The sequence below is a fragment of the Delftia sp. DT-2 genome, assembly GCF_028401915.1.
Taxonomy (GTDB): Bacteria; Pseudomonadota; Gammaproteobacteria; order Burkholderiales; family Burkholderiaceae_C; genus Comamonas; species Comamonas tsuruhatensis.
Map to the genome: position 1 here is coordinate 103,793 of NZ_JAQOTI010000004.1, position 20,044 is coordinate 123,836.

The window sequence follows — 20,044 nt, forward strand, 5'->3', positions numbered from 1 at the left end:
CTCATGAATAATACAATTCTCAGATCAATATCAAGGAATCTCTGAAACCCTCGGAGCCAGCAGAGATGCAAGCAACCCCTGACCTCAGCCTGCCCTCTCCCGTTCAAGCCCCCATCGATGCGGCACTGCAGGCCTCGTCCCGGGTCTTCGACATCGCGGCAACGGCCCTGCCCTCGCGGCTGGCGCACTGACTGCAGGTCTCGCCCCCCCACACGCCTTACGACGCACCGATTTCCCCCGTAGTCCCTGAAAGAAACCACATGAGCAACTACACCCTGCCTCCCCTGAACTACGCCTACGACGCGCTGGAGCCCCATATCGATGCGCAGACCATGGAGATCCACTACACCAAGCACCATCAGGCCTATGTGAACAACCTGAATGCCGCACTCAAGGACACGCCGCACGGCAGCCAGCCCGTGGAGCAGCTGATCGCCGACCTGTCCCTGCTGCCCGAAGGCGTGCGCGGCGCCGTGCGCAACAACGGCGGCGGCCATGCCAACCACAGCCTGTTCTGGACCGTGATGGCCCCGGCAGACCAGGGTGGCGGAGGCGCCCCCTCGGGCGAGCTGGCCCAGGCCATCGACAGGGAGCTGGGGGGCTTCGATGCCTTCAAGGCCACCTTCACCCAGGCCGCGCTCACGCGCTTTGGCAGCGGCTGGGCGTGGCTCGTGGTGGGCAAGGACGGCAAGCTTGCCGTGGAAAGCAGCGGCAACCAGGACAGCCCGCTGATGGCCGGCATCGGCTCCGGAGCCACCCCCATCCTGGGCCTGGACGTGTGGGAACACGCCTACTACCTCAAGTACCAGAATCGCCGCCCCGAATACATCGCGGCGTTCTACAACGTAGTCAGCTGGACCGAAGTGGCCCGCCGCTACGCCGCAGCCCGCGGCTGATCGGCCAAGCCTGCCCGCCAACGCCCCAACCCATTCCCGACCAGCATGGATCTGCCACAACGCTTCCGCTCCAAGACCAGCGTACGGTCCAACATCCGCCTGTGGATCGGCCTGGCCATCATGATGGCCGGCGCCTGGGCGCTCACCAGCCAGTTCTGGGCCTATGCCCAGAACCATCCGGTGGTCTTCCAGGCCCTGGCCGGCGGCTCGGCAGCCGCGCTGGCGACAGCCCTGGGCACCGTTCCCGTGATGCTGTCCCAGCGCCTGTCCGAGCGCACGCAGGACACCTTGTTCGGCTTTGGCGCCGGCGTCATGCTGGCGGCCTGCGCCTTCTCGCTGATCCTGCCGGGGCTGGAAGCGGTGCGTACGCAGGGCCTGTTTGGGGGCGGGGGCTGGGCGGCAGGCGCTGTCATCGGCACGGCAATCCTGCTGGGCGGCGCGGCGCTCATGCTCATGGACCGGCTGCTGCCGCACGAACACTTCATCAAGGGCCGCGAAGGCCTGGACCCGCAAGGCGCGCGCAAGCTGCAGCGCACCTGGCTGTTCGTCTTTGCCATTGCCCTGCACAACCTGCCCGAAGGCCTGGCCATCGGCGTGGGCTATGCGGGCAACGACGGACTGCGCGCCAATGCGCTGGCCACAGGCATTGCCATCCAGGATGTGCCCGAGGGCCTGGTGGTCGCCGTGGCCCTGCTGGCTGCGGGCTACAAGCGCAGCTTTGCTGTGGCGCTGGGCATGGCATCGGGCCTGGTGGAGCCGCTGGGCGCCGTGCTGGGCGCAGTCATCGTCAGCGGCTCGGCCGCGCTGCTTCCCTGGGGCCTGGGCTTTGCGGCAGGCGCCATGCTCTTCGTGATCAGCCACGAGATCATTCCCGAGTCGCACCGCAAGGGCCACGAGGCCTTTGCCACGGGCGGCCTCATGCTGGGCTTTGTGCTGATGATGGTGCTGGACACGGCGCTGGGCTGAGTCCGCGCACCGCGCACGCCTGGCTCAGGGCAGCAAGAGCCCCAGCTCCCGCGCCGCCGCCAGCACATGGCGGGCGTGGCGCTCCTCGTAGCGGTGGGCTGGCATGGTCAGTGTCAGTGCCGCTGCCAACTCTCCATCGCGCTTGAAGACCGGGGCAGAAATCCCGGCGATCTCCCGGTGCCTGTCTCCCACCATGGCGCAGTAGCCATCGGCGCGCACGCGGGCCAGCTGCGTGCGGCTGCCGCCGCGCGATGCGGCGTACAGCTCGGCATCGAACGCGGACAGCACCCGCCCGCCCGCACCCTGCCCCAGCGGCAGCAGATCGCCGGTGCGCGCATGGTCGCGCACGGGATGGGGCGAATCCACGCGGTACAGGCACAGCCGGTCCTGCCCCTGGCGCACGTGGTAGGCCGCACTCTCGCCCGTGGCCTGCACCAGGGTACGCAGCACGGGCATGATCACGCTGTCCAGCGAGAAATGCCGGGCATACACGGTGTTCAGCCGTGCCACGGCCGGGCCCACGGCATAGCGGCCATCATCCATGCGCAGCACCCAGCCGCCATGCTCCAGCGAAGCCAGCAGCCGCAGCACGGTGCTCTTGTACAGGCGCGTGCGTTCCGACAGCTGGGCCAGCGTCAGCCCGTCATCTCCGTCGCGAAAGGCGGCCAGCAGGCTCAAGGCCCGGTCCACCGCAGCCACGCCGCCCGGCGCGGCGTTCTCGTCGGCTACCGATTCCGTCACTGATTTGCGAGGCATATCGAAGGCACCCAAGGGAAAACCCCAGGCACGCAGGCTTGACGATAGCGCGTGCAGCAGGGAATATTTCAATAGAGAGAATCAAGTTCTATCTATTAGAACAACTCAAGCAACCGATGTCAACAGGCGAATCCTGCGGTCATCGCCACCCACCACCGGATGTCCCTGCCCATGTCCTCCCACCGTTTTGACGTACTCATCAGCGAAGTCGGCCCGCGCGATGGCCTGCAGTCCGTGGCCTCCACCATGTCCACAGCGCACAAGCTGGCGTGGATCGACGCCCTGGCCCATGCGGGCCTGCAGGAGATCGAGGTCGGCTCCTTCGTCTCGCCCAAGCTGCTGCCCCAGATGGCCGACGCGGCCGAGGTGGTCGCCCACGCCATCACGCTGCCCGGCATCACCGTGATGGCCCTGGTCCCCAATCTGCGCGGTGCCGAGGCTGCGCTGCGCGCCGGCGTCCACAAGGTCACCCTGCCCGTATCGGCCAGCCCCGCGCATTCCATGGCCAATGTGCGCAAGACCCCCATGCAGATGGTGGACGAGGTGCGGGCCATTGCCGCGCTGCGCGACGAGATCGCACCGCATGCCCTGATCGAGGCGGGCATCTCCACGGCCTTCGGCTGCACGCTGCAGGGCCTGGTGCCCGAGGACGAAGTGATTGCACTGGCCCTGGCCTGCGTGGCAGCCGGCGCCGATGAATCGGGCCTGTCCGACACCACGGGCATGGCCAACCCGGCCCAGGTGCGGCGCCTGTTCACACGGCTGCGCGCCGAGCTGGGCGAACAGGCAGGCGCGGCCCACATGCACAATACGCGCGGCCTGGGCCTGGCCAACTGCCTGGCCGCCTACGAGGCTGGCGCGCGCACCTTCGATGCCTCGCTGGCCGGCCTGGGTGGCTGCCCGTACGCGCCGGGCGCCTCGGGCAACGTGGTCACCGAAGACCTGGTCTTCATGTTCGAGGCCATGGGCATCCGCACCGGCGTGGACATCGATCGCCTGATCGCCGCCCGCCAGCCGCTGGCCGCAGGCCTGCCCGGCGAGGAGCTGCACGGCATGACGCCGCTGGCCGGACTGCCCAAGGGCTTTGCGCCCCACCCCTACGCACCGGCCTGAGCCGCGGCGACAACCCATACATTCATTCACCGTTTTCCCATGAGCCAACCCACCTCCCCCGACACGGCCGCAGGCCAGGCCACGCCACTGCCCTACGCAGGCATCCGCGTGGTCGAGTTCACCCACATGGTCATGGGCCCGTCCTGCGGCATGATGCTGGCCGACCTGGGCGCCGAAGTCATCAAGGTCGAGCCCGTGGGCCACGGCCGCGACGGCGATGCCACGCGCAAGCTGCTGGGTTCGGGCTCCGGCTTTTTCCCGCTGTTCAACCGCAACAAGAAGAGCGTGACGCTGGACCTGCAGACCGAGGAAGGCAAGCAGGCCGCGCTGCGCCTGATCGCCACGGCCGACGTGGTCTGCGAGAACTTCAAGCCCGGCACCATGCGCAAGCTGGGGCTGGACTACGACAGCCTCAAGGACCGCTTCGAGCGCCTCATCTACGTGAGCCACAAGGGCTTTCTGCCCGGCCCCTACGAGCACCGCACGGCGCTGGACGAGGTGGTGCAGATGATGGGTGGCCTGGCCTACATGACGGGCCGCCCCGGCGACCCGCTGCGCGCCGGCGCCAGCGTCAACGACATCATGGGCGGCATGTTCGGCGCCATGGGCGCGATGGCTGCCCTGGCCCAGCGCGAGAAGACCGGGCGCGGCCAGGAAGTGCAAAGCGCACTGTTCGAGAACAACATCTTCCTGGTCGCCCAGCACATGATGCAGTTCGCCGTCACCGGCAAGCCGGCCGCGCCCATGCCGGCACGCATCTCGGCCTGGGCCATCTACGACGTGTTCGAGGTCCAGGGCGGCGAGCAGATCTTCCTGGCCGTGGTCAGCGACGGCGCCTGGCGCCTGTTCTGCGATGCCTTCGGCCTGGGCGAGCTGCGCGACGATCCGCGCCTTGGCAGCAACAACGACCGCGTGCTGGCGCGCAGCTGGCTGATGCCGCTGCTGCGCGAGAAGATGGCCCCGCACAGCGCCGCCCACATTGCCGAGGTCTTCGAGAAGAACGGCCTGCCCTTCGCCCCCATCGCACGCCCGCAGGACCTGCTGCAAGACCCGCACCTGAACGCCACGGGCTCGCTGGCCCCCATCACCCTGCCCGATGGCCGCGAGACCAAGACCGTGCTGCTGCCCTTCACGCTGGACGGCAAGCGCCTGGATGTGCGCCTGTCGCCCCCGCGCCTGGGCGAGCACAGCCTGGAGATCCTCACCGCACTGGGCTACAGCAGCGAGCAGGCCCTGGCCCTGGCCCAGGGCGAGGCCACCGACAGCCACGCCAAGGCCTCCCATTGATGCCAGGCTGAGCCACTGAAGCCGCCGCCGTCCACCCGACGCGCGGCGCCCCTGCAACCTTGCACCCCATCCACCCCACACCGGACGACGCTTGCCGCGCGCCCGGCGGGGAGGCCTTTTCCCAGAAATTCCCGGAGACAACACCATGCCCGCCATCCACCGCAACCCGGCCGCCCAAAACCGGACTCAGACACTGACCCAGGCCCGCCCCTGTTCCGCCCCGCGCCGCCAGTTGCTGCTGTGCGCCCTGCCCGCATTGGCTGCCGCCCTGCTCCCCCTGGCGGCCCAGGCCCAGCCCGGCAACTGGCCCTCGCGCGCCGTGCGCATGGTCGTGCCCTACACGCCGGGCGGCGGCACGGACGCGGTCGCGCGCCAGATCAGCGAGCGCGTGGGCACGCTGAACCAATGGACCGTGGTCGTGGACAACAAGCCCGGCGCAGGCGGCAACATCGGCCTGGATGCGGTGGCCAAGTCCGCGCCGGATGGCTATACCTTCGGCATGGGCCAGACCGCCAACCTCGCCATCAACCCCGCCCTGCTGCCCAGCATGCCCTTCAACCCCCGCACCGACCTGATCCCCGTGGCCCTGGTCGCCGCCCAGCCCACGGTGCTGGTCGTGCCGCAGGACTCGCCATGGAAATCGGTGCAGGACCTGGTCAAGGCCGCCAAGGCCGACCCGGGCGGCATCCGCCAGGGACTGGCATCGACGGGCACGGTGGGCCACCTGGCCGGCGAGATGCTGGCCTTCAAGGCCGGCATCCAGGTGCTCAACGTGCCCTACAAGGGCGCAGCGCCGGCCGTGACCGACCTGCTGGGCAAGCAGACGCACTACATGTTCGGCACGCCCCAGGCCGTCTATCCGCTGCTCAAGGGCGGCAAGCTGCGCGCCCTGGCCGTGACCTCGGCCAGGCGCCTGCCCATCCTGCCCGAGGTGCCCACAGTGGCCGAGTCGGGCTATGCAGGCTTCGAGGCCGTGGACTGGAAGCTGATCGTCGCGCCCAAGGGCACGCCGGCCGCCGTCGTGCAGAAGATGAATACCGCCGTGAACGCGGCCCTGCAGCAGCCCGCCGTGCAGCAGCAACTGCAGGCCGAGGGCAGCACGGCCCTGGGCGGCAGCATGCAGGACGCGGCCCGGTACCTGCTCAAGGAGCAGACGGACTGGGCCGCGCTGATCCGCGATGCCAGGATCCGCCTGGAGTGAGCGGCAAACAGCGGGCAAGAAAAAAGGCGCGGCGCCCCTTGCGGGCACCGCGCCTTTTTGACGGGCCGTCGTCAGCCGGCCAGCCGATCAGATCGTGCGGCCGAAGGGGCCATCATCGCCCACCTGCACCATCTTGCGGCCACGCACCGGCTTGGCAGCCGTGCCGACTTCCGGCGCCGACCCGGCCTTGCGGGCCGCTGCGGGGCGCTTGGCCGGCGCCTTGACGGCAGCAGCCTTCACGGCCTTTTTGGCAGCGGGCTTTGCCGCAGCCTTGGCAGCCGGCTTGGCCGCAGCCTTGGCCGCTGCAGATTTTCCGGCCGCAGACTTGCCGGCAGCCGGCGCCTTGCGGGCAGGAGCGGCCTGGGCCACGCAGTCGGCGTAGTAGCGCACCTCGCCGTCTGCGTCCTCCAGCTCCACCAGGCCGTGAATGTCGGTCTCGAAGCCAGGGCACTCCTTGGCGAACTCACGCGCGAACAGCAGGTAATCCACGATCTTGCGGTTGAACACCTCGCCGGGGATCAGCAGCGGAATGCCGGGCGGGTACGGCGTGACCAGGCCCACGGTGATGCGGCCTTCCAGGTGGTCGATCTCCACGCGCTCGGTCTTGCGGTGCGCGATGTGGGCGTAGGCATCGCTGGGCTTCATCGCGGGCTTGAGGTCCGACAGATACATCTCGGTCGTCAGGCGGGCGATGTCGTACTTGGCGTACAGCTCGTGCACGTGCTGGCACAGGTCGCGCAGGCCCATGCGCTCGTAGCGGCGGTGCTGCTGGCAGAACTCGGGCAGGATGCGTGCCAGCGGCTGGTTGCGGTCGTAGTCGTCCTTGAACTGCTGCAGCGCCGTCAGCATGGTGTTCCAGCGGCCCTTGGTGATGCCGATGGTGAACATGATGAAGAACGAGTACAGGCCCGTCTTCTCCACCACCACGCCGTGCTCGGCCAGGTACTTGGTCACGATGGAGGCCGGGATGCCCGTGTCCGAGAAATCGCCGTCCAGGTCCAGGCCCGGCGTCACGATGGTGGACTTGATCGGATCCAGCATGTTGAAGCCGTCGGCCAGCTCGCCAAAGCCGTGCCAGTTGTCGAACTCCTTGCCGTTCTTGGCCTTGGAGCGCTTGGGCGCCGCGTCCTGGCCGCGGATGATCCAGTCCTGGGCCGAGCCGACGCCTTCATCGGCCAGCTTCTCGGGACCCCAGACCTCGAACCACCAGTCGTCGTCGCCGAACTCGTCTTCGACCTTGCGCATGGCACGGCGGAAGTCCAGCGCCTCCAGAATCGACTCTTCCACCAGGGCCGTGCCGCCGGGCGGCTCCATCATCGCGGCGGCCACGTCGCAGCTGGCGATGATGCTGTACTGGGGGCTGGTCGAGGTGTGCATCAGGTACGCCTCGTTGAACAGGTGGTGGTCCAGCTTTTCGGTCTGGCTGTCCTGCACCAGCACATGCGATGCCTGGCTGATGCCGGCCAGCAGCTTGTGGATGGACTGCGTGGCATACACCACCGAGTGCTTGGGGCGCGCGCGCTTCTTGCCCATGGCGTGGTAGCTGCCATAGAACGGGTGGAAGGCAGCGTGCGGCAGCCAGGCTTCATCGAAGTGCAGGTTGGCCACATAGCCGTCCAGCATGCTCTTGATGGTCTCGGTGTTGTAGAGCACGCCGTCGTAGGTGGACTGCGTCAGCGTCAGCACGCGGGGCTTGACCGTCTTGGCATCCACGCCCTTGAGCAGCGGATTGGCCGCGATCTTGGCCTGGATGGACTCCACCGAGAACTCGCTTTGCGGGATCGGGCCGATGATGCCGAAGTGGTTGCGCGTGGGCTTGAGGAACACCGGAATCGCACCCGTCATGATGATGGAGTGCAGGATGGACTTGTGGCAGTTGCGGTCCACCACGACCACGTCGCCGGGCGCCACGGCGTGGTGCCAGACGATCTTGTTCGACGTGGACGTGCCGTTGGTCACGAAGTAGCAGTGATCGGCATTGAAGATGCGCGCGGCATTGCGCTCGCTCTCGCCGATGGCGCCGTTGTGGTCCAGCAATTGGCCCAGTTCCTCCACCGCGTTGCACACGTCGGCGCGCAGCATGTTCTCGCCGTAGAACTGGTGGTACATCTGGCCCACGGGGCTCTTGAGGAAGGCCACGCCGCCCGAGTGTCCGGGGCAGTGCCAGCTGTAGGAGCCGTCTTCCGCATAGTCCAGCAGCGCCTTGAAGAACGGCGGCTGCACGCCTTCCAGGTAGCTCTTGGCCTCGCGGATGATGTGCTTGGCCACGAACTCCGGCGTGTCCTCGAACATGTGGATGAAGCCGTGCAGCTCGCGCAGGATGTCGTTGGGCAGGTGGCGGCTGGTCTTGGTCTCGCCGTAGATGTAGATCGGCACATCGGCGTTCTTGCGGCGCACTTCGCCGATGAAGCTGCGCAGGCTGTGGATCACGGGATCGCTTTCGCCACCCAGCGAGAACTCCTCGTCATCGATGGACAGGATGAAGGCACTGGCCCGGCTTTGCTGCTGCGCGAACTGCGACAGGTCGCCGTAGCTGGTCACCCCCAGCACCTCGAAACCTTCTTGCTCGATGGCCTGTGCCAGGGCGCGGATGCCCAGGCCCGAGGTGTTCTCGGAACGGTAGTCCTCGTCGATGATGACGATGGGAAAGCGAAACTTCATGGGGGCAGCCTCCGTAACCTGAGCGGGCCTAAAAAACGAAACAGGCGCGAAGTGTAAGGAATATCCTTATTGCGCCTTTGAAGCGTGCGGCTTTTCACCCAGAATGTGGTGCACTAAACACAAGCAACCGTCATAAACAGGGAGTCTGGGAATGGAATATTCCACCATCTGGTGGCTCGTCGCCGGCGCATTGGTCATCGCCGAATTGCTGACCGGCAGCTTCTATCTGCTGATGCTGGCACTGGGCGCCATCGTCGGCGCGCTGTGCGCCCACATGGGCCTGGCGCCCATTGCCCAGCTCGTCATTGCCGCCGTGCTCGGCAGCGCCTTCGTACTGGCCTGCTACCTGGTGCGCCGGCGCCTGCCCAGCCGCCAGCCCGCCTCCAGCAACCGCGACGTCAACCTCGATGTCGGCGAATCCGTCATGGTCGAGCAATGGAACTCCGACGGCACGGCCCAGGTCCGCTACCGCGGAGCCCAATGGACCGTGATCAGCCGTCCGGGCAACCTGCCCTCTGCCGGCATGCACCGCGTGGCCGAGGTCGTCGGCAACCGGCTGCTGGTGGACAAACTCTGATTGCCCATCCCCACGCCCGCGCTTCACGGCGCGGGCATCTGCATCGGGCATAGTGGCAGGCACCATCCGCCAGCCGTCCCGCCGCCCTCTTGTTTCACCGAACGCCCCTCCGGGGCCTGGAGACACCATGGAAATCGCCATCGTCATTCTGGTCATCGCGGCCATCTTCATCGCACGGTCCATCAAGGTCGTGCCCCAGCAGCACGCCTGGGTCAAGGAACGCCTCGGCAAGTACGCCGGCACGCTCACGCCCGGCCTGAACTTCCTCGTGCCCTTCGTGGACCGCGTGGCCTACAAGCACAGCCTCAAGGAAATCCCGCTGGACGTGCCCAGCCAGGTCTGCATCACGCGCGACAACACCCAGCTGCAGGTGGATGGCATCCTCTACTTCCAGGTCACCGATCCCATGCGCGCCAGCTACGGCTCGTCCAACTACATCATGGCCGTCACCCAGCTGGCCCAGACCTCGCTGCGTTCCGTGATCGGCAAGCTCGAACTGGACAAGACCTTCGAGGAGCGCGACATGATCAACGCCCAGGTGGTCTCCGCCATCGACGAGGCCGCGCTCAACTGGGGCGTGAAGGTGCTGCGCTATGAAATCAAGGACCTGACGCCGCCGGCCGAAATCCTGCGCTCCATGCAGGCCCAGATCACGGCCGAGCGCGAAAAGCGCGCCCTGATCGCAGCCTCCGAAGGCCGCCGCCAGGAACAGATCAACATCGCCACGGGCGAGCGCGAAGCCTTCATCGCCCGCTCCGAAGGCGAGAAGCAGGCCGTCATCAACAAGGCCCAGGGCGAGGCCGAATCCATCAAGGCGGTCGCAGACGCCACGGCCCAGGCCATCGAACGCGTGGCCAACGCCATCCGCCAGCCCGGTGGCGAGCAGGCCGTGCAGCTCAAGGTCGCCGAAAAGGCCGTCGAGGCCTATGGCCAGGTCGCCTCTGACGCCACCACCACGCTGATCGTGCCCAGCAACATGACCGAAGTCTCCAGCCTGATCACCTCGGCCATGAAGATGATCCAGACCGGCCAGCGCACCAGCTGAGAGCCGCCGCCACGCCATGAACAACGGGCCATCGCGGCCCGTTTTTCATTGCAGCGGTGTTGTGCGGATCAGGCGGGTGCGCCCACCTGCTGCACCAGGCCCATGGCGAAGCGCCCGTGGCCCACGGACCAGTCCGAGTAGTCGTTCTCATGCATGAAGATGAACACGTCGGCCGGCGCAACCCCCGCCCCTTCATGCAGATTGCGCGCAATGGCCGCATACAAGGCCTTCTTCATCGCATCGCTGCGCCCGCGCCGCATGGTGATCTCGACCACCACCACCGCATCCGAACGCGCCATCCCGTTGAAACTGCGGCTGAACGCGAACTGCCCGGGAGCGTACGGATGCACCATGTTGAACAGTTCGTCCTCGGGCATGCCGATGCCCTCCACCAGGGCCCGGTGAATGCCCTGCACGACGGCATCGCGCTGGGAAGTGGAGGTGGACTGGGGCAGATAGGTGTGGACGAAGGGCATGGTGCTATGTGCTTTGGGATCGAATGGAGATGGAAAGTCCGGCCAGAATCCACGCAGGATTGCCAGCCGAAGCGGCAAATCTACCGACCGGCCCATGGCCTGAAAAGCGATGATTCGGCCGGTTCTATGTACCTGGAACTCACATAGCCTCCACCCGCCCCGTGACCCGACCCATGACCCGACCCATGACCCGCCGCCTGCCCCCGCTGGCCGCCCTGCGCGCCTTTGAAGCCGCCGCACGCCTGGGCCGCATGACGGCGGCGGCGGACGAGCTGTGCGTCTCGCCCGGCGCCGTCAGCCGCCAGGTCAGGCAGCTGGAGCAGCACCTGGGCCTGCCGCTGTTCGCAGGCACCAAGGCCCGCCCCACGCTCACCGCGGCAGCGCGCACCCTGCAGCCGGCGCTGACCCAGGCCTTCGAGCAGATCCATGAGGCGGTGCGCAGCCTGGGCGACGCCCACGAAGGCCCTCTGGACGTGGCCTGCTTCAGCACCTTCACCGTCAAATGGCTGATCCCCCGGCTGTTCGACTTTCACGCGCACCACCCCGGCATCGAGGTGCGCCTGCGCACCACCGACACCGGCACCGACGCTGCACGCGAAGGCTGCGACCTGCTCATCACGGCCATCACGCACGACAGCGGCGAGGCCCTTGCAGACAACGAGACGTCCCTGCCTCTTTTCGCCGAATACCTGGGCCCGGTGATGTCCCCGGCCATGGCAGGACGCCTCCAGCAACCTGAAGACCTGGCCAGCCTCCCCTTGCTGCACACACGCGGCCGGCGCAACGCCTGGGACCTGTGGGCCGCCTCCATGGACATGGCCCCGCCCGCAGCGGCCGGCCCCGTCTACGAGCACTACTACTTCACGCTGGAAGCGGCGCTGCGCGGCCTGGGCGCGGCCGTCGCCCCCTGGCACCTGGTGATGGACGACGTGCAGGCCGGTCGCCTGCTGGCGCCCTTCGGCTTCACGGCCTCCGGCTACCGCTACCTGGCGCTGCGCCGCAGCACTGCGGTGCAGACCCGGCTCGACATCTTCTGCAACTGGCTGCAGGCGCAGGCACGGGCCATGCCCGAAGCGCCAGCCGTCCAGGGCATATCGATCACGCATGCAGGAAACTTCGCGGCCACCCCAAAAAATCGATGCTAGAATCGCGGTCTTCGGAGAGGTGGATGAGCGGTTTAAGTCGCACGCCTGGAAAGCGTGTGTGGGCTAATCCCCACCGCGGGTTCGAATCCCGCCCTCTCCGCCAAAATGATCTAAGCCCTTGATTGATTCAATCAAGGGCTTTTTTCTTTGCGCAGCGTGACCACAAGGCAGGCATCAGGTCATCGAGCTGGATGCACTGGGTGATGAAGGGCTCGAGGTTGATCGAGCCCTCCTCGACCAGCTTGATGGTTTCCTGGTGGTCGTTGCAGTAAGCAATGGTGCCGCGCACGTCCAGCTGCTTCATGACCACGCTGTGCACGTTCGAACGACACATCCACGCCCTTGCCGCCGGTGAGCTTCATCACCTCGGCCACCACGTCCACCTCGGAGGGGTCCAGGATGTGATCGGCCACGCCCGATTCACGCGCCTTTTGCTTGCGTTTGGCACTGAGCTCGGTGATGACGACGGTCAGGCCCTTGGCCTTGAGGATGGCCGACAGCAGCAGGCCGATGGGGCCGGCGCCGCCCACCAGTGCCACATCGCCGGCCTTCGCTCCGCTGCGGGTGTAGGCATGGTGGCCCACGGACAGCGGCTCGATCAGCGCGGCCTGGTCCAGTGGAATGGCATCGGAGATGGGATGCACCCAGCGGCGCTTGACGGCAATCCGCTCGGACAGCCCGCCACCACGCCCGAGAACTCATGCCCCATGGTGATGGATGCGGACTCGCCCGAGATGGGATGCGGGTGGCCGCAGGGCGGGATGAAGATCGGCCCTTCCATGAACTCATGCAGATCCGTGCCGCAGATGCCGCACCAGGCCACCTCGATGCCCACGGTGCCGGGCTCCACCACGGGTTCGGGGATGTCCTCGATGCGGATGTCGCCCCGGTCGTGGAAACGTGCTGCTTTCATGATTGAACTTTCTGTTTTGCAAGGCTGGGTTGGCGGGCGGCACAGCCGCCCCATGGCGACTATTCGGCCTTACCGCAGGTGATGAACTTGCTGCAGGTAACTGCGCAGCCATTCCCGAGGCACTGCTGGAGAGCGAGCTGTTCGGCTATCTGCCCGGCACCTGGACCGGCGGCGCCAGCAAGGGCCGCGAAGGGCTGATTGCTGCGGCACACGAGGGCACGCTGTTCCTTGACGAGATCGGCGACATGCCCCTGGCCCTGCAGGCCAAGCTGCTGCGGGTGCTGTCCGAATCCGAAATCACTCCCTTGGGCGCGCGCGCCACGGGCGGTGGCGGTGCGCTTCATCTCGGCCTCGCACCAGCCGCTGGCCGAGCTGGTGCGGCGTGGCAGCTTCCGGGAAGACCTGCTGTACGCGCTGCGCTACGCCGCAGCCCTGTGTGGCCACGATGGCGACGGCACCATCGAGCCCGACCACCTGCCTGACAACCTGCACGATGCGCTGCACCGCGCACCAGCGCGCACCGCCTTGGCTGGCAATGCCGGCGAGCCCGCCGCGCAGGCGCTGGAACAGCTGCTTGCGCAATGCCAGGGCAATGTCTCCGAGGCGGCGCGCCAGCTCGGCGTCAGCCGCTCCACCATCCACCGGCGCATCCAGCAGCTGCAGCTGGGCGTGCGGCATGCCCAATGGCGCGGGCCCTAGGGCCGAGCGGCAACCGGCAATACCGAAGCATCGCTGACACGGTGTTACAGGAGCTACGGCGTTCACCAGTAGATTGACGCGTTTCGTCCATTGCAGCCCCAAAAAAAGATGAAACCCAAGATCAACTTCATTGAACGCGAGCGCCTGTTCCGGAGGGAACTGAAACGGCGAAAGGTCAGGTTCCTGCCCATGCAGGTATTGCGCCGGCTGTTCGAGAAGGCAGGTGTCTGAGCCCTCCCCCACGGCTGCAACAACTGGAGCAGGTCTGGCTGCGCATGCAGCCTCGTCAAACCCGCCGCATTCAGCGCTACACTGCTCGGCTCGCTGCCCATGGGCGAAGCAATGAATACGGCCGGGTGACTTGGCATGTATGGGCAGCTTTGGCTTTGGATTGCCCCAGAAAAACGGGAGAGTGGCTTGCCGATATACAGCTTGTCTTGTGCCAATTGCTCCGCTCCACTGGAGATTGGAGGTGATACGGAACGCTTCATCTGCGCGCATTGCGGAAGCGCCCAAATTCTTGAACGTCAAGGCGGGATCATTTCACTGAAAAAGGTGGAACACTCCCTTCACGCAATCCAACGGGGCACAGATCGCACAGCGGCAGAACTGGCCATTCCAAGGCTGACGCAAGAAAAGCAGCAGATTCTGGCGCTACGTGCACAAGCGTTGGAAGCCCATCAAAAGAAGCGTGCACACGCACGTGGCCGAAGGTTGAAGCTGACCGGCATCAGCTTCCTCGTCCTGCTTCTTGCGGGTCCTACGGCGATAAACCAGATCAAGATGCCTGCCATCAACACTGCGCTCACGTTGGCGTGGATGCTTTCCTTGATCGTCATACCCGCTCTTGTTTTTCTAAAAACAAGGATGCCGCGAAGTACCCCCGCGCAAGTCATCAGTGATTACGACGCGCAATTGGCGTCGATTGAAGCCCACTTACAGGCCAATCGCGCCATTGTTTCCACCCTGCCATCTTGATGTGATGGCTTGTGAAAACTCTTCGCAGGCCATCTCCATGGGTGCTCACGCCCTCACCAACTGAAGCAGCAGCTGGCGTAGATCGTCCTGCGAATAGGGCTTGGCCAGCCGCGTCATTCCTGGTGGCAGCGCCGGTATGTCGGCAAAGCCGCTGGCCAGGATGAAGTTCAGGCCCGGGTATCGCGCTGCAATATGCCGGGCCAGCTCCACGCCGTTCATGCCGGGCATGGCGTAGTCGGAGATGACCACGTCGAAGCGAGCCTGCCGCGCAAGCAGGTCGATGGCCTCCTGCCCGGCGCCCAGGGTCGTGACGCGGTGGCCCAGGTCTTCCAGCAGGGCCGAGGCATTGGCCCTCACCAGCGGGTCGTCATCCACCAGCAGCACATCCAGGGGCCCCACGTCCTGCACGCTTTGCCCGCCCAGATGGCAGGCCGTGCTTTCGTCCTTGGAGACGGGCATCCACATCTCCACCGTGGTGCCGCTGCCCAGGGCGCTGTGCAGCACGAGCTTGCCGCCGGACTGGGCCACCAGCCCGTCCACCATGGCCAGGCCCAGGCCGGTGCCCTTGCCCACGCCCTTGGTGGTGAAGAAGGGCTCGACCACATGCGAGAGTGTCTGTTCGTCCATGCCCTCGCCGGTGTCCACCACGCGCACGCAGACATACGAGCCCGAGGCCAGGCCCGCAAGCTGGCGCGGCAGCGTGGTTTCCACGGCCGCCGTGATCTTGATGACGCCGCCGCCCGGCATGGCATCGCGCGCATTGGCAACCAGGCTGAGGATGCTGCTCTCGAACTGGCTGGGGTCGGTGGCGATGCGCGGCAGGTCTGAGGCCAGGGCCATCTTCAGAAAGATATGCGGGCCAGCCGTCTGCTGCAGCAGGCCTTGCATCCCGGTCAGCAGCACAGCGACGTCCACGGCCTGCGTCTTCAATTCCTGCTGCCGCGCAAAGGCCATCATGCGCTGGGTCAGCGAGGCACCGCGCTGTGCGCCGCGCGTGGCGATCTCCACCAGCGAACGCAGGCGATCGTCGGGCGGCATGCGCTTGCGCAGCAGTTCCAGGCTGCTGAGCACGGCCATCAGCAGATTGTTGAAATCATGGGCCACCCCGCCCGTGAAGCGGCCGATGGCCTCCATCTTCAAGGCCTGGCGCAGCTGGGCCTCGGCAGCCTTGCGCTCCGTCACATCACGCGTGACCTTGGCAAAACCGATCAGCTGGCCCTCGTCGTAGATGGCATCGATCACGACCGATGCCCAAAAACGCGAGCCGTCCTTGCGCACGCGCAGGCCTTCGGCCTCCATGCGGCCGGTGCTGACGGCCGTGCGCAGTCCCGCCTGTGGCAGCCCCGCCTGCTGGTCCTCTGGTGTGTAAAAGCGCGAGAAATGGGTATGGAGGACCTCGTCCTCTTCATAGCCCTTGATGCGCTTGGCACCCAGGTTCCAGCTGACGATGCGGCCCTCGGGATCCAGCATGTAGATCGCACAGTCGGTCACGCTCTGCACCAGCAAGGCAAAGCTGCGCTCGGCGCTGGAAAGAGGGCTGGACCGGGAAGGCACAGCCAGAGCCTGCGATGCCCCGGACGGGGGTGCATCCGCCTCGCGCACACTCAGCAGCAGGGCCAGGCTGCCATCGCCGAGCCGTACGCGCGAGCTGCATGAGGCCACGGGCCGCTCGCGTCCCGTGCAGGTCAGCAAGGGCCAGAGTCTGGCCTGCCGTGCGGCGCCGGCGGGCTCGCACTGGCTGTTGAACCAGCCTGCGCGCCCGCTGCTGGCGACGAAGCGGTCCTCGAAAACACTGCCCTCCAGGGCATCGCCGGAATGCTCCAGCAGGCTCAACGCATGGCGGTTGCAGCGCGCCAGGCGTCCATCGAGTCCGACGACGAAGACTGCGTCCGGAAAGGCCTCCAAAGCAGCAAGACCCGGATCAAGGGGGAGTTGTGCGTCGGAGCCTGCAGGGGCCGGCGCCAGACCAGTCGAGGTCAGCATGTGAACGACTCCGTAGGCAAATGGGTTGAACGAGCCGGAAAAATTGTAAGCACCACGGGTTCATCGCAAGCGGTTGCATCACAGGATCAGGGACGAGCCTCCTGCTCGTGCCCGGCAATTGCGGGCGAAGGCGCAGCCTGGAGGTCCGGCTCGGCATGCAAGGCCTCGCTGAGCTGGTCCACCACCAGCGCCCAGGTCGCATCGGCATGCCACTGCTGCGAGAACAGGGCACGTTGCGCGTCGGTCCAGAACGGTGCATCCACCAGCAGCGTGTCCTTTTCCAGCCGGTGCGAGAGGATGAACTGCTTGATGCCCTCCGGGCTGGAGTCCAGACCCAGCTGGTCGAAGAGATTGGTCATGGTAGGTTCGGCTGTGATCATGGGGGGGTCCTTGTTGTGACGGGGTTGGCTCAAGGCTAGAAGCTCGGCCGGCGGCACCATGTCGGACACTGAAGCAAGCTGCCGTCGGCGGCCCTTCTGCGAGTGGGCCGCAGCGCCCGCGCCGTGCAAAGCCCTGCTCCTACACGGTTGCCTCGGCGGTCCGGCGCACCATGCAGCCATCTCATCACAGGACATTGCATTCCATGAAGAAACTGCTGCTTGCCACCGCCATTTCCTTCGCAGCTGCCGCTGCCCTGTCACCCGTCCATGCCCAGGTGGGCAAGGCCGCCTCCGAAGCCGCCGACGCTGCAGACCACAAGGTGAAGGAAAAGCAGGCCGACGCCAAGGCCAAGGACAGCGGGCCGGTCGGCAAGGCCGTGAACAACGTCAAGTCGGACTACCACAACAAGCGCTCCAAGCAGTCGGCAGAGAACGCCAAGGAATCGCTGAAGAAGGCGACCGAGTAGACGGCAACGCCCGGATAGACAAAGGCCCACTCGCGTGGGCCTTTGTCTTTTGGAGAAGCCCGGGGCCATGCCGGGCGCAGCCTCAGAAGCTGTGCCGCAGCGCCAACATCACACTGCGCGGCGCACCGGGCAGGTTCAGGTCGGGGCTGGTGCCGTGGGCGGACACGATGCAGCAAGCAACTCAGGGAAGCGGCGCGCGCATTCCCGTCAGGCCCGGCATGACTTCCCGCATGGCCGCAATGAAGGCGCGCAGCCGCGCCGGCTGGTGGCGCGCGGGTGGGTAGACCAGATGCACGGGCAGCGGCGCCGCCTGCCAGTCGGGCGCCAGATGCACCAGGCGGCCCGCCTCCAGATCGTCGCGCACGATCCAGGCCGAGGCCAGGGCCGCACCCAGCCCGCCCAGGGCGGCGTTGCGCAGCGCATAAAGGCTGTCGGTGCTGAGCCGGGGCTCGAACTGCAGGCGCCAGGATTTGCACACCCGCTCATCGCCCACGCGGTGCAGTTCCAGCTCGCGCTGGTAGAAAGTGCGCAGCGCAATCCAGGGCAGCCCCTGCAGCTCGCGCGGGTGCTGGGGCACGCTGCCCTGCCCCAGCAAGGCAGGCGCGGCCACGGCAATGCGCGGCACCTCGGCCACGCGCAGCGCGACCACCGATGGATCAACCACGGCGCCCACCTGCACGGCGCAGTCGATGCCTTCGGCAATGAAGTCCGGCTGGCGGTCATGCAGCAGCCATTCGACCTTGACGGCCGGATGGCGGTCCAGAAACGCCAGCAGCGGCGCCATGAGCTGGTCCTGGCCAAAGGCGTGGGGCGCGACCACGCGCAGCAGGCCGCGCGGCGTGTCCTGGGCGCCGCGCAGGTCGGACTCCAGCGCGTGCCATGCCTCCAGCAGCTCGCGCGCATGCTCCAGGCAGCGCTGGCCGTCGTCGGTCAGCGCCATGGCGTGGGTGGAGCGCCGCAGCAGGCGCAGGCCCAGCGCGCGCTCCAGCGTCTGCAGGCGCCGGCTGACCGTGGGCTGGGTGGTGGACATCTGCTGCGCAGCGGCCGAAAGACTGCCGCTTTCGACGATGCGCACAAAGGTCTGCAGCAGCTCGATGCGGTCAGCGCCAGAAGGCAGGGGAAGGTCGGCAAGGGTCATACGCCAAGCGTATATCGATTCTGCAGGCGCAGCCACTACCGTGGTGTACTGCGCCGCACCACACTACGGCCATCGCTTTTCAACTGCGCCTGACAGGCGCCTCAACATGTCTTCTATTCAATCTACGCATATGCAAACCGCTGCGGGCGCGCAGGCTGCCGGCGTGCCGGCATCGCTGGTGCTGCTGATGGCGACCACGGCGGGCGTGGGCGTGGCCTCGCTCTACTACAGCCAGCCCATGCTGGGGGTGCTCGGCCCCGACCTGGGCGCAGGCGAACGCGCCGTGGGCTTTGTGCCCACGCTGACCCAGCTGGGCTATGCGCTGGGCATTTTGCTGCTGGCACCGCTGGGCGACCGCATGGACCGCCGGCGCATCATCCTGGCCAAGACCGCCGCGCTGATGCTGGCCCTGCTGGCCAGCGGGCTGGCTCCGGACCTGGCGCCGCTGCTGGCTGCCAGCCTGGCCGTGGGCCTGGCCGCCACCCTGGCGCAGGACGTGGTGCCGGCCGCCGCCACGCTGGCGCCCGAGCACCAGCGCGGCAAGGTGGTGGGCACGGTGATGACGGGGCTGCTGCTGGGCATCTTGCTGTCGCGCGTGGTCAGCGGCCTGCTGGCCGAGCATGGGGGCTGGCGCAGCGTCTACCTGCTGGCCGCCGCTGCCATGGCACTGCTGGGGGTGGCCCTGTGGCGCGGGCTGCCCAGTTTCAAACCCACCACGCAACTGGGCTATGGCGCGCTGCTGGGCTCCATGGTGCAGCTGTGGCGCAGCCAGCCTGCGCTGCGCCGCGCGGCACTGGCACAGGGCCTGCTGTCGGTGGCCTTCAGCGCGTTCTGGTCCACGCTGGCCGTGATGCTGCACCAGCAGTTCCACATGGGCAGCGCCGCTGCCGGCGCCCTGGGCCTGGCGGGTGCGGCCGGTGCACTGGCCGCCCCGCTGGCAGGCCGGCTGGCCGACCGCAGCGGCCCGCAGCGCGTGACCTGCCTGGGTGCGGGCCTGGCCCTGGCATCGTTCGCCGTGCTGGCACTGTCGCCCTGGCTGCCGGCCGGCGCACAGCTGCCACTGCTGGTGGCCAGCGCCATCGGTTTCGACTTCGGCATCCAGGCCACGCTGGTGGCGCACCAGACCCTGGTGTATGGCCTGGAGCCTGCGGCGCGCAGCCGGCTCAATGCGCTGCTGTTCACGGGCGTGTTCATCGGCATGGCCTCGGGCTCCGCGCTGGGCGCGCTGGCCCTGGCGCAATGGGGCTGGGGCGGCGTGGTGGCCCTGGCCTGCGCGGCATCGGCGGCAGCGCTGGGCGTGCGGCTGGCCGGCCGCCAGCACTGAAGCTGGCAGGCCGGGCCGTTGGCGGGCCTGCCAGCCTAT

21 protein-coding genes, 1 tRNA gene and 1 pseudogene are annotated in these 20,044 nt (G+C 67.0%); 15 read left to right on the forward strand and 8 right to left on the reverse strand.

All coding sequences use genetic code 11. The features are described 5' to 3' along the window. Positions 1-65 precede the first annotated feature (65 nt). The 3 genes from PO605_RS07755 (at position 66) to PO605_RS07765 (ending at position 1,862) form a co-directional block, all read left to right on the forward strand. On the forward strand, positions 66-191 hold the full coding sequence (locus tag PO605_RS07755; RefSeq protein ID WP_269431527.1) for a hypothetical protein: 126 nt from the start codon (positions 66-68) through the stop codon (positions 189-191). Between the two features lie 69 nt (positions 192-260). After that, on the forward strand, positions 261-896 hold the full coding sequence (locus PO605_RS07760) for a superoxide dismutase (protein ID WP_047472676.1): 636 nt from the start codon (positions 261-263) through the stop codon (positions 894-896). Positions 897-941: 45 nt separating this feature from the next. Continuing rightward, positions 942-1,862 carry a ZIP family metal transporter gene (locus PO605_RS07765; RefSeq protein ID WP_016448900.1) on the forward strand — a complete coding sequence of 307 codons (921 nt, stop codon included), beginning with the start codon at positions 942-944 and terminating at the stop codon, positions 1,860-1,862. A gap of 24 nt (positions 1,863-1,886) precedes the next feature. On the opposite strand, the gene PO605_RS07770 is transcribed toward PO605_RS07765, so the two are convergent. Further along, positions 1,887-2,618: an IclR family transcriptional regulator gene (locus tag PO605_RS07770; RefSeq protein WP_047472675.1), complete on the reverse strand. Its 732-nt coding sequence runs from the start codon at positions 2,616-2,618 to the stop codon at positions 1,887-1,889. 159 nt (positions 2,619-2,777) lie between these two features. Here PO605_RS07770 and PO605_RS07775 point away from each other — a divergent pair, with 159 nt between their 5' ends. The 3 genes from PO605_RS07775 (at position 2,778) to PO605_RS07785 (ending at position 6,219) form a co-directional block, all read left to right on the forward strand. After that, positions 2,778-3,731 (forward strand): hydroxymethylglutaryl-CoA lyase, encoded by a 954-nt coding sequence (locus PO605_RS07775; protein WP_047472673.1) that lies wholly within the window; start codon positions 2,778-2,780, stop codon positions 3,729-3,731. 39 nt (positions 3,732-3,770) lie between these two features. After that, positions 3,771-5,018: a CaiB/BaiF CoA transferase family protein gene (locus tag PO605_RS07780; RefSeq protein ID WP_047472672.1), complete on the forward strand. Its 1,248-nt coding sequence runs from the start codon at positions 3,771-3,773 to the stop codon at positions 5,016-5,018. Positions 5,019-5,163: 145 nt separating this feature from the next. Continuing rightward, entirely contained in the window at positions 5,164-6,219 is a 1,056-nt protein-coding gene (locus PO605_RS07785) for a Bug family tripartite tricarboxylate transporter substrate binding protein (RefSeq protein ID WP_017403993.1), read from the forward strand. A gap of 87 nt (positions 6,220-6,306) precedes the next feature. Here the strand turns inward: PO605_RS07785 and PO605_RS07790 are convergent, their stop codons facing one another. Then, positions 6,307-8,880, reverse strand: a complete 2,574-nt coding sequence (locus tag PO605_RS07790; protein ID WP_047472671.1) for an arginine/lysine/ornithine decarboxylase — start codon at positions 8,878-8,880, stop codon at positions 6,307-6,309. A gap of 151 nt (positions 8,881-9,031) precedes the next feature. On the opposite strand from PO605_RS07790, the gene PO605_RS07795 reads away from it, so the two are divergent. Both PO605_RS07795 and PO605_RS07800 read left to right on the forward strand, forming a co-directional pair. Continuing rightward, entirely contained in the window at positions 9,032-9,457 is a 426-nt protein-coding gene (locus PO605_RS07795) for an NfeD family protein (protein WP_016448906.1), read from the forward strand. A gap of 127 nt (positions 9,458-9,584) precedes the next feature. Next, positions 9,585-10,502: an SPFH domain-containing protein gene (locus tag PO605_RS07800; RefSeq protein WP_016448907.1), complete on the forward strand. Its 918-nt coding sequence runs from the start codon at positions 9,585-9,587 to the stop codon at positions 10,500-10,502. 68 nt (positions 10,503-10,570) lie between these two features. On the opposite strand, the gene PO605_RS07805 is transcribed toward PO605_RS07800, so the two are convergent. Further along, the gene (locus tag PO605_RS07805; RefSeq protein WP_047472670.1) at positions 10,571-10,978 is read right to left on the reverse strand and encodes a tautomerase family protein; all 408 of its coding nucleotides are present in this window, start codon (positions 10,976-10,978) and stop codon (positions 10,571-10,573) included. A gap of 185 nt (positions 10,979-11,163) precedes the next feature. Between PO605_RS07805 and PO605_RS07810 the strand changes: the two genes are divergently transcribed. Next, positions 11,164-12,123: a LysR substrate-binding domain-containing protein gene (locus PO605_RS07810; protein ID WP_017403991.1), complete on the forward strand. Its 960-nt coding sequence runs from the start codon at positions 11,164-11,166 to the stop codon at positions 12,121-12,123. 13 nt (positions 12,124-12,136) lie between these two features. Continuing rightward, a tRNA-Ser gene (locus tag PO605_RS07815) sits at positions 12,137-12,226 on the forward strand. A 76-nt stretch (positions 12,227-12,302) separates the two neighbouring features. Here the strand turns inward: PO605_RS07815 and PO605_RS30980 are convergent. Both PO605_RS30980 and PO605_RS30985 read right to left on the reverse strand, forming a co-directional pair. Next, positions 12,303-12,767: a zinc-binding dehydrogenase gene (locus tag PO605_RS30980; protein WP_272206220.1), complete on the reverse strand. Its 465-nt coding sequence runs from the start codon at positions 12,765-12,767 to the stop codon at positions 12,303-12,305. Further along, the gene (locus PO605_RS30985; RefSeq protein WP_227472546.1) at positions 12,722-13,036 is read right to left on the reverse strand and encodes an alcohol dehydrogenase catalytic domain-containing protein; all 315 of its coding nucleotides are present in this window, start codon (positions 13,034-13,036) and stop codon (positions 12,722-12,724) included. The genes PO605_RS30980 and PO605_RS30985 overlap by 46 nt, the downstream gene beginning before the upstream one ends. Positions 13,037-13,134: 98 nt before the next feature. On the opposite strand from PO605_RS30985, the pseudogene PO605_RS07830 reads away from it, so the two are divergent. From PO605_RS07830 to PO605_RS07840, 3 genes and pseudogenes are all read left to right on the forward strand, one after another. Continuing rightward, positions 13,135-13,735, forward strand: a pseudogene (locus PO605_RS07830) (sigma 54-interacting transcriptional regulator); the annotation flags it as partial. A 108-nt stretch (positions 13,736-13,843) separates the two neighbouring features. Then, positions 13,844-13,966 carry a hypothetical protein gene (locus tag PO605_RS07835; protein ID WP_013803059.1) on the forward strand — a complete coding sequence of 41 codons (123 nt, stop codon included), beginning with the start codon at positions 13,844-13,846 and terminating at the stop codon, positions 13,964-13,966. Between the two features lie 135 nt (positions 13,967-14,101). Continuing rightward, entirely contained in the window at positions 14,102-14,713 is a 612-nt protein-coding gene (locus tag PO605_RS07840; protein ID WP_047474683.1) for a hypothetical protein, read from the forward strand. A gap of 45 nt (positions 14,714-14,758) precedes the next feature. Here PO605_RS07840 and PO605_RS07845 read toward each other — a convergent pair whose 3' ends face one another. Both PO605_RS07845 and PO605_RS07850 read right to left on the reverse strand, forming a co-directional pair. Further along, positions 14,759-16,696 (reverse strand): hybrid sensor histidine kinase/response regulator, encoded by a 1,938-nt coding sequence (locus PO605_RS07845; protein WP_047474681.1) that lies wholly within the window; start codon positions 16,694-16,696, stop codon positions 14,759-14,761. 86 nt (positions 16,697-16,782) lie between these two features. Continuing rightward, entirely contained in the window at positions 16,783-17,076 is a 294-nt protein-coding gene (locus PO605_RS07850) for a DUF2789 domain-containing protein (RefSeq protein WP_016452404.1), read from the reverse strand. 203 nt (positions 17,077-17,279) lie between these two features. Here PO605_RS07850 and PO605_RS07855 point away from each other — a divergent pair, with 203 nt between their 5' ends. After that, complete coding sequence (locus tag PO605_RS07855; protein ID WP_016452405.1) at positions 17,280-17,543, forward strand: hypothetical protein; 264 nt, start codon at positions 17,280-17,282, stop codon at positions 17,541-17,543. Positions 17,544-17,724: 181 nt separating this feature from the next. On the opposite strand, the gene PO605_RS07860 is transcribed toward PO605_RS07855, so the two are convergent. Beyond that, a complete protein-coding gene (locus PO605_RS07860) occupies positions 17,725-18,681 on the reverse strand; it encodes a LysR family transcriptional regulator (RefSeq protein WP_047474679.1) in 957 nt (318 codons plus the stop codon). Between the two features lie 106 nt (positions 18,682-18,787). Here PO605_RS07860 and PO605_RS07865 point away from each other — a divergent pair, with 106 nt between their 5' ends. Further along, complete coding sequence (locus PO605_RS07865) at positions 18,788-20,005, forward strand: MFS transporter (protein ID WP_070080484.1); 1,218 nt, start codon at positions 18,788-18,790, stop codon at positions 20,003-20,005. The last annotated feature ends 39 nt before the right edge of the window (positions 20,006-20,044 follow it).

What these genes read in the sequence shown, in the direction of transcription:
- PO605_RS07755 (WP_269431527.1), top strand. Translation starts at nt 66, where the DNA reads ATGCAAGCAACCCCTGACCTCAGCCTGCCCTCTCCCGTTCAAGCCCCC.
- PO605_RS07760 (WP_047472676.1), top strand. Translation starts at nt 261, where the DNA reads ATGAGCAACTACACCCTGCCTCCCCTGAACTACGCCTACGACGCGCTG.
- PO605_RS07765 (WP_016448900.1), top strand. Translation starts at nt 942, where the DNA reads ATGGATCTGCCACAACGCTTCCGCTCCAAGACCAGCGTACGGTCCAAC.
- PO605_RS07770 (WP_047472675.1), bottom strand. Translation starts at nt 2,618, where the DNA reads ATGCCTCGCAAATCAGTGACGGAATCGGTAGCCGACGAGAACGCCGCG.
- PO605_RS07775 (WP_047472673.1), top strand. Translation starts at nt 2,778, where the DNA reads ATGTCCCTGCCCATGTCCTCCCACCGTTTTGACGTACTCATCAGCGAA.
- PO605_RS07780 (WP_047472672.1), top strand. Translation starts at nt 3,771, where the DNA reads ATGAGCCAACCCACCTCCCCCGACACGGCCGCAGGCCAGGCCACGCCA.
- PO605_RS07785 (WP_017403993.1), top strand. Translation starts at nt 5,164, where the DNA reads ATGCCCGCCATCCACCGCAACCCGGCCGCCCAAAACCGGACTCAGACA.
- PO605_RS07790 (WP_047472671.1), bottom strand. Translation starts at nt 8,880, where the DNA reads ATGAAGTTTCGCTTTCCCATCGTCATCATCGACGAGGACTACCGTTCC.
- PO605_RS07795 (WP_016448906.1), top strand. Translation starts at nt 9,032, where the DNA reads ATGGAATATTCCACCATCTGGTGGCTCGTCGCCGGCGCATTGGTCATC.
- PO605_RS07800 (WP_016448907.1), top strand. Translation starts at nt 9,585, where the DNA reads ATGGAAATCGCCATCGTCATTCTGGTCATCGCGGCCATCTTCATCGCA.
- PO605_RS07805 (WP_047472670.1), bottom strand. Translation starts at nt 10,978, where the DNA reads ATGCCCTTCGTCCACACCTATCTGCCCCAGTCCACCTCCACTTCCCAG.
- PO605_RS07810 (WP_017403991.1), top strand. Translation starts at nt 11,164, where the DNA reads ATGACCCGCCGCCTGCCCCCGCTGGCCGCCCTGCGCGCCTTTGAAGCC.
- PO605_RS30985 (WP_227472546.1), bottom strand. Translation starts at nt 13,036, where the DNA reads ATGAAAGCAGCACGTTTCCACGACCGGGGCGACATCCGCATCGAGGAC.
- PO605_RS07835 (WP_013803059.1), top strand. Translation starts at nt 13,844, where the DNA reads ATGAAACCCAAGATCAACTTCATTGAACGCGAGCGCCTGTTCCGGAGG.
- PO605_RS07840 (WP_047474683.1), top strand. Translation starts at nt 14,102, where the DNA reads ATGTATGGGCAGCTTTGGCTTTGGATTGCCCCAGAAAAACGGGAGAGT.
- PO605_RS07845 (WP_047474681.1), bottom strand. Translation starts at nt 16,696, where the DNA reads ATGCTGACCTCGACTGGTCTGGCGCCGGCCCCTGCAGGCTCCGACGCA.
- PO605_RS07850 (WP_016452404.1), bottom strand. Translation starts at nt 17,076, where the DNA reads ATGATCACAGCCGAACCTACCATGACCAATCTCTTCGACCAGCTGGGT.
- PO605_RS07855 (WP_016452405.1), top strand. Translation starts at nt 17,280, where the DNA reads ATGAAGAAACTGCTGCTTGCCACCGCCATTTCCTTCGCAGCTGCCGCT.
- PO605_RS07860 (WP_047474679.1), bottom strand. Translation starts at nt 18,681, where the DNA reads ATGACCCTTGCCGACCTTCCCCTGCCTTCTGGCGCTGACCGCATCGAG.
- PO605_RS07865 (WP_070080484.1), top strand. Translation starts at nt 18,788, where the DNA reads ATGTCTTCTATTCAATCTACGCATATGCAAACCGCTGCGGGCGCGCAG.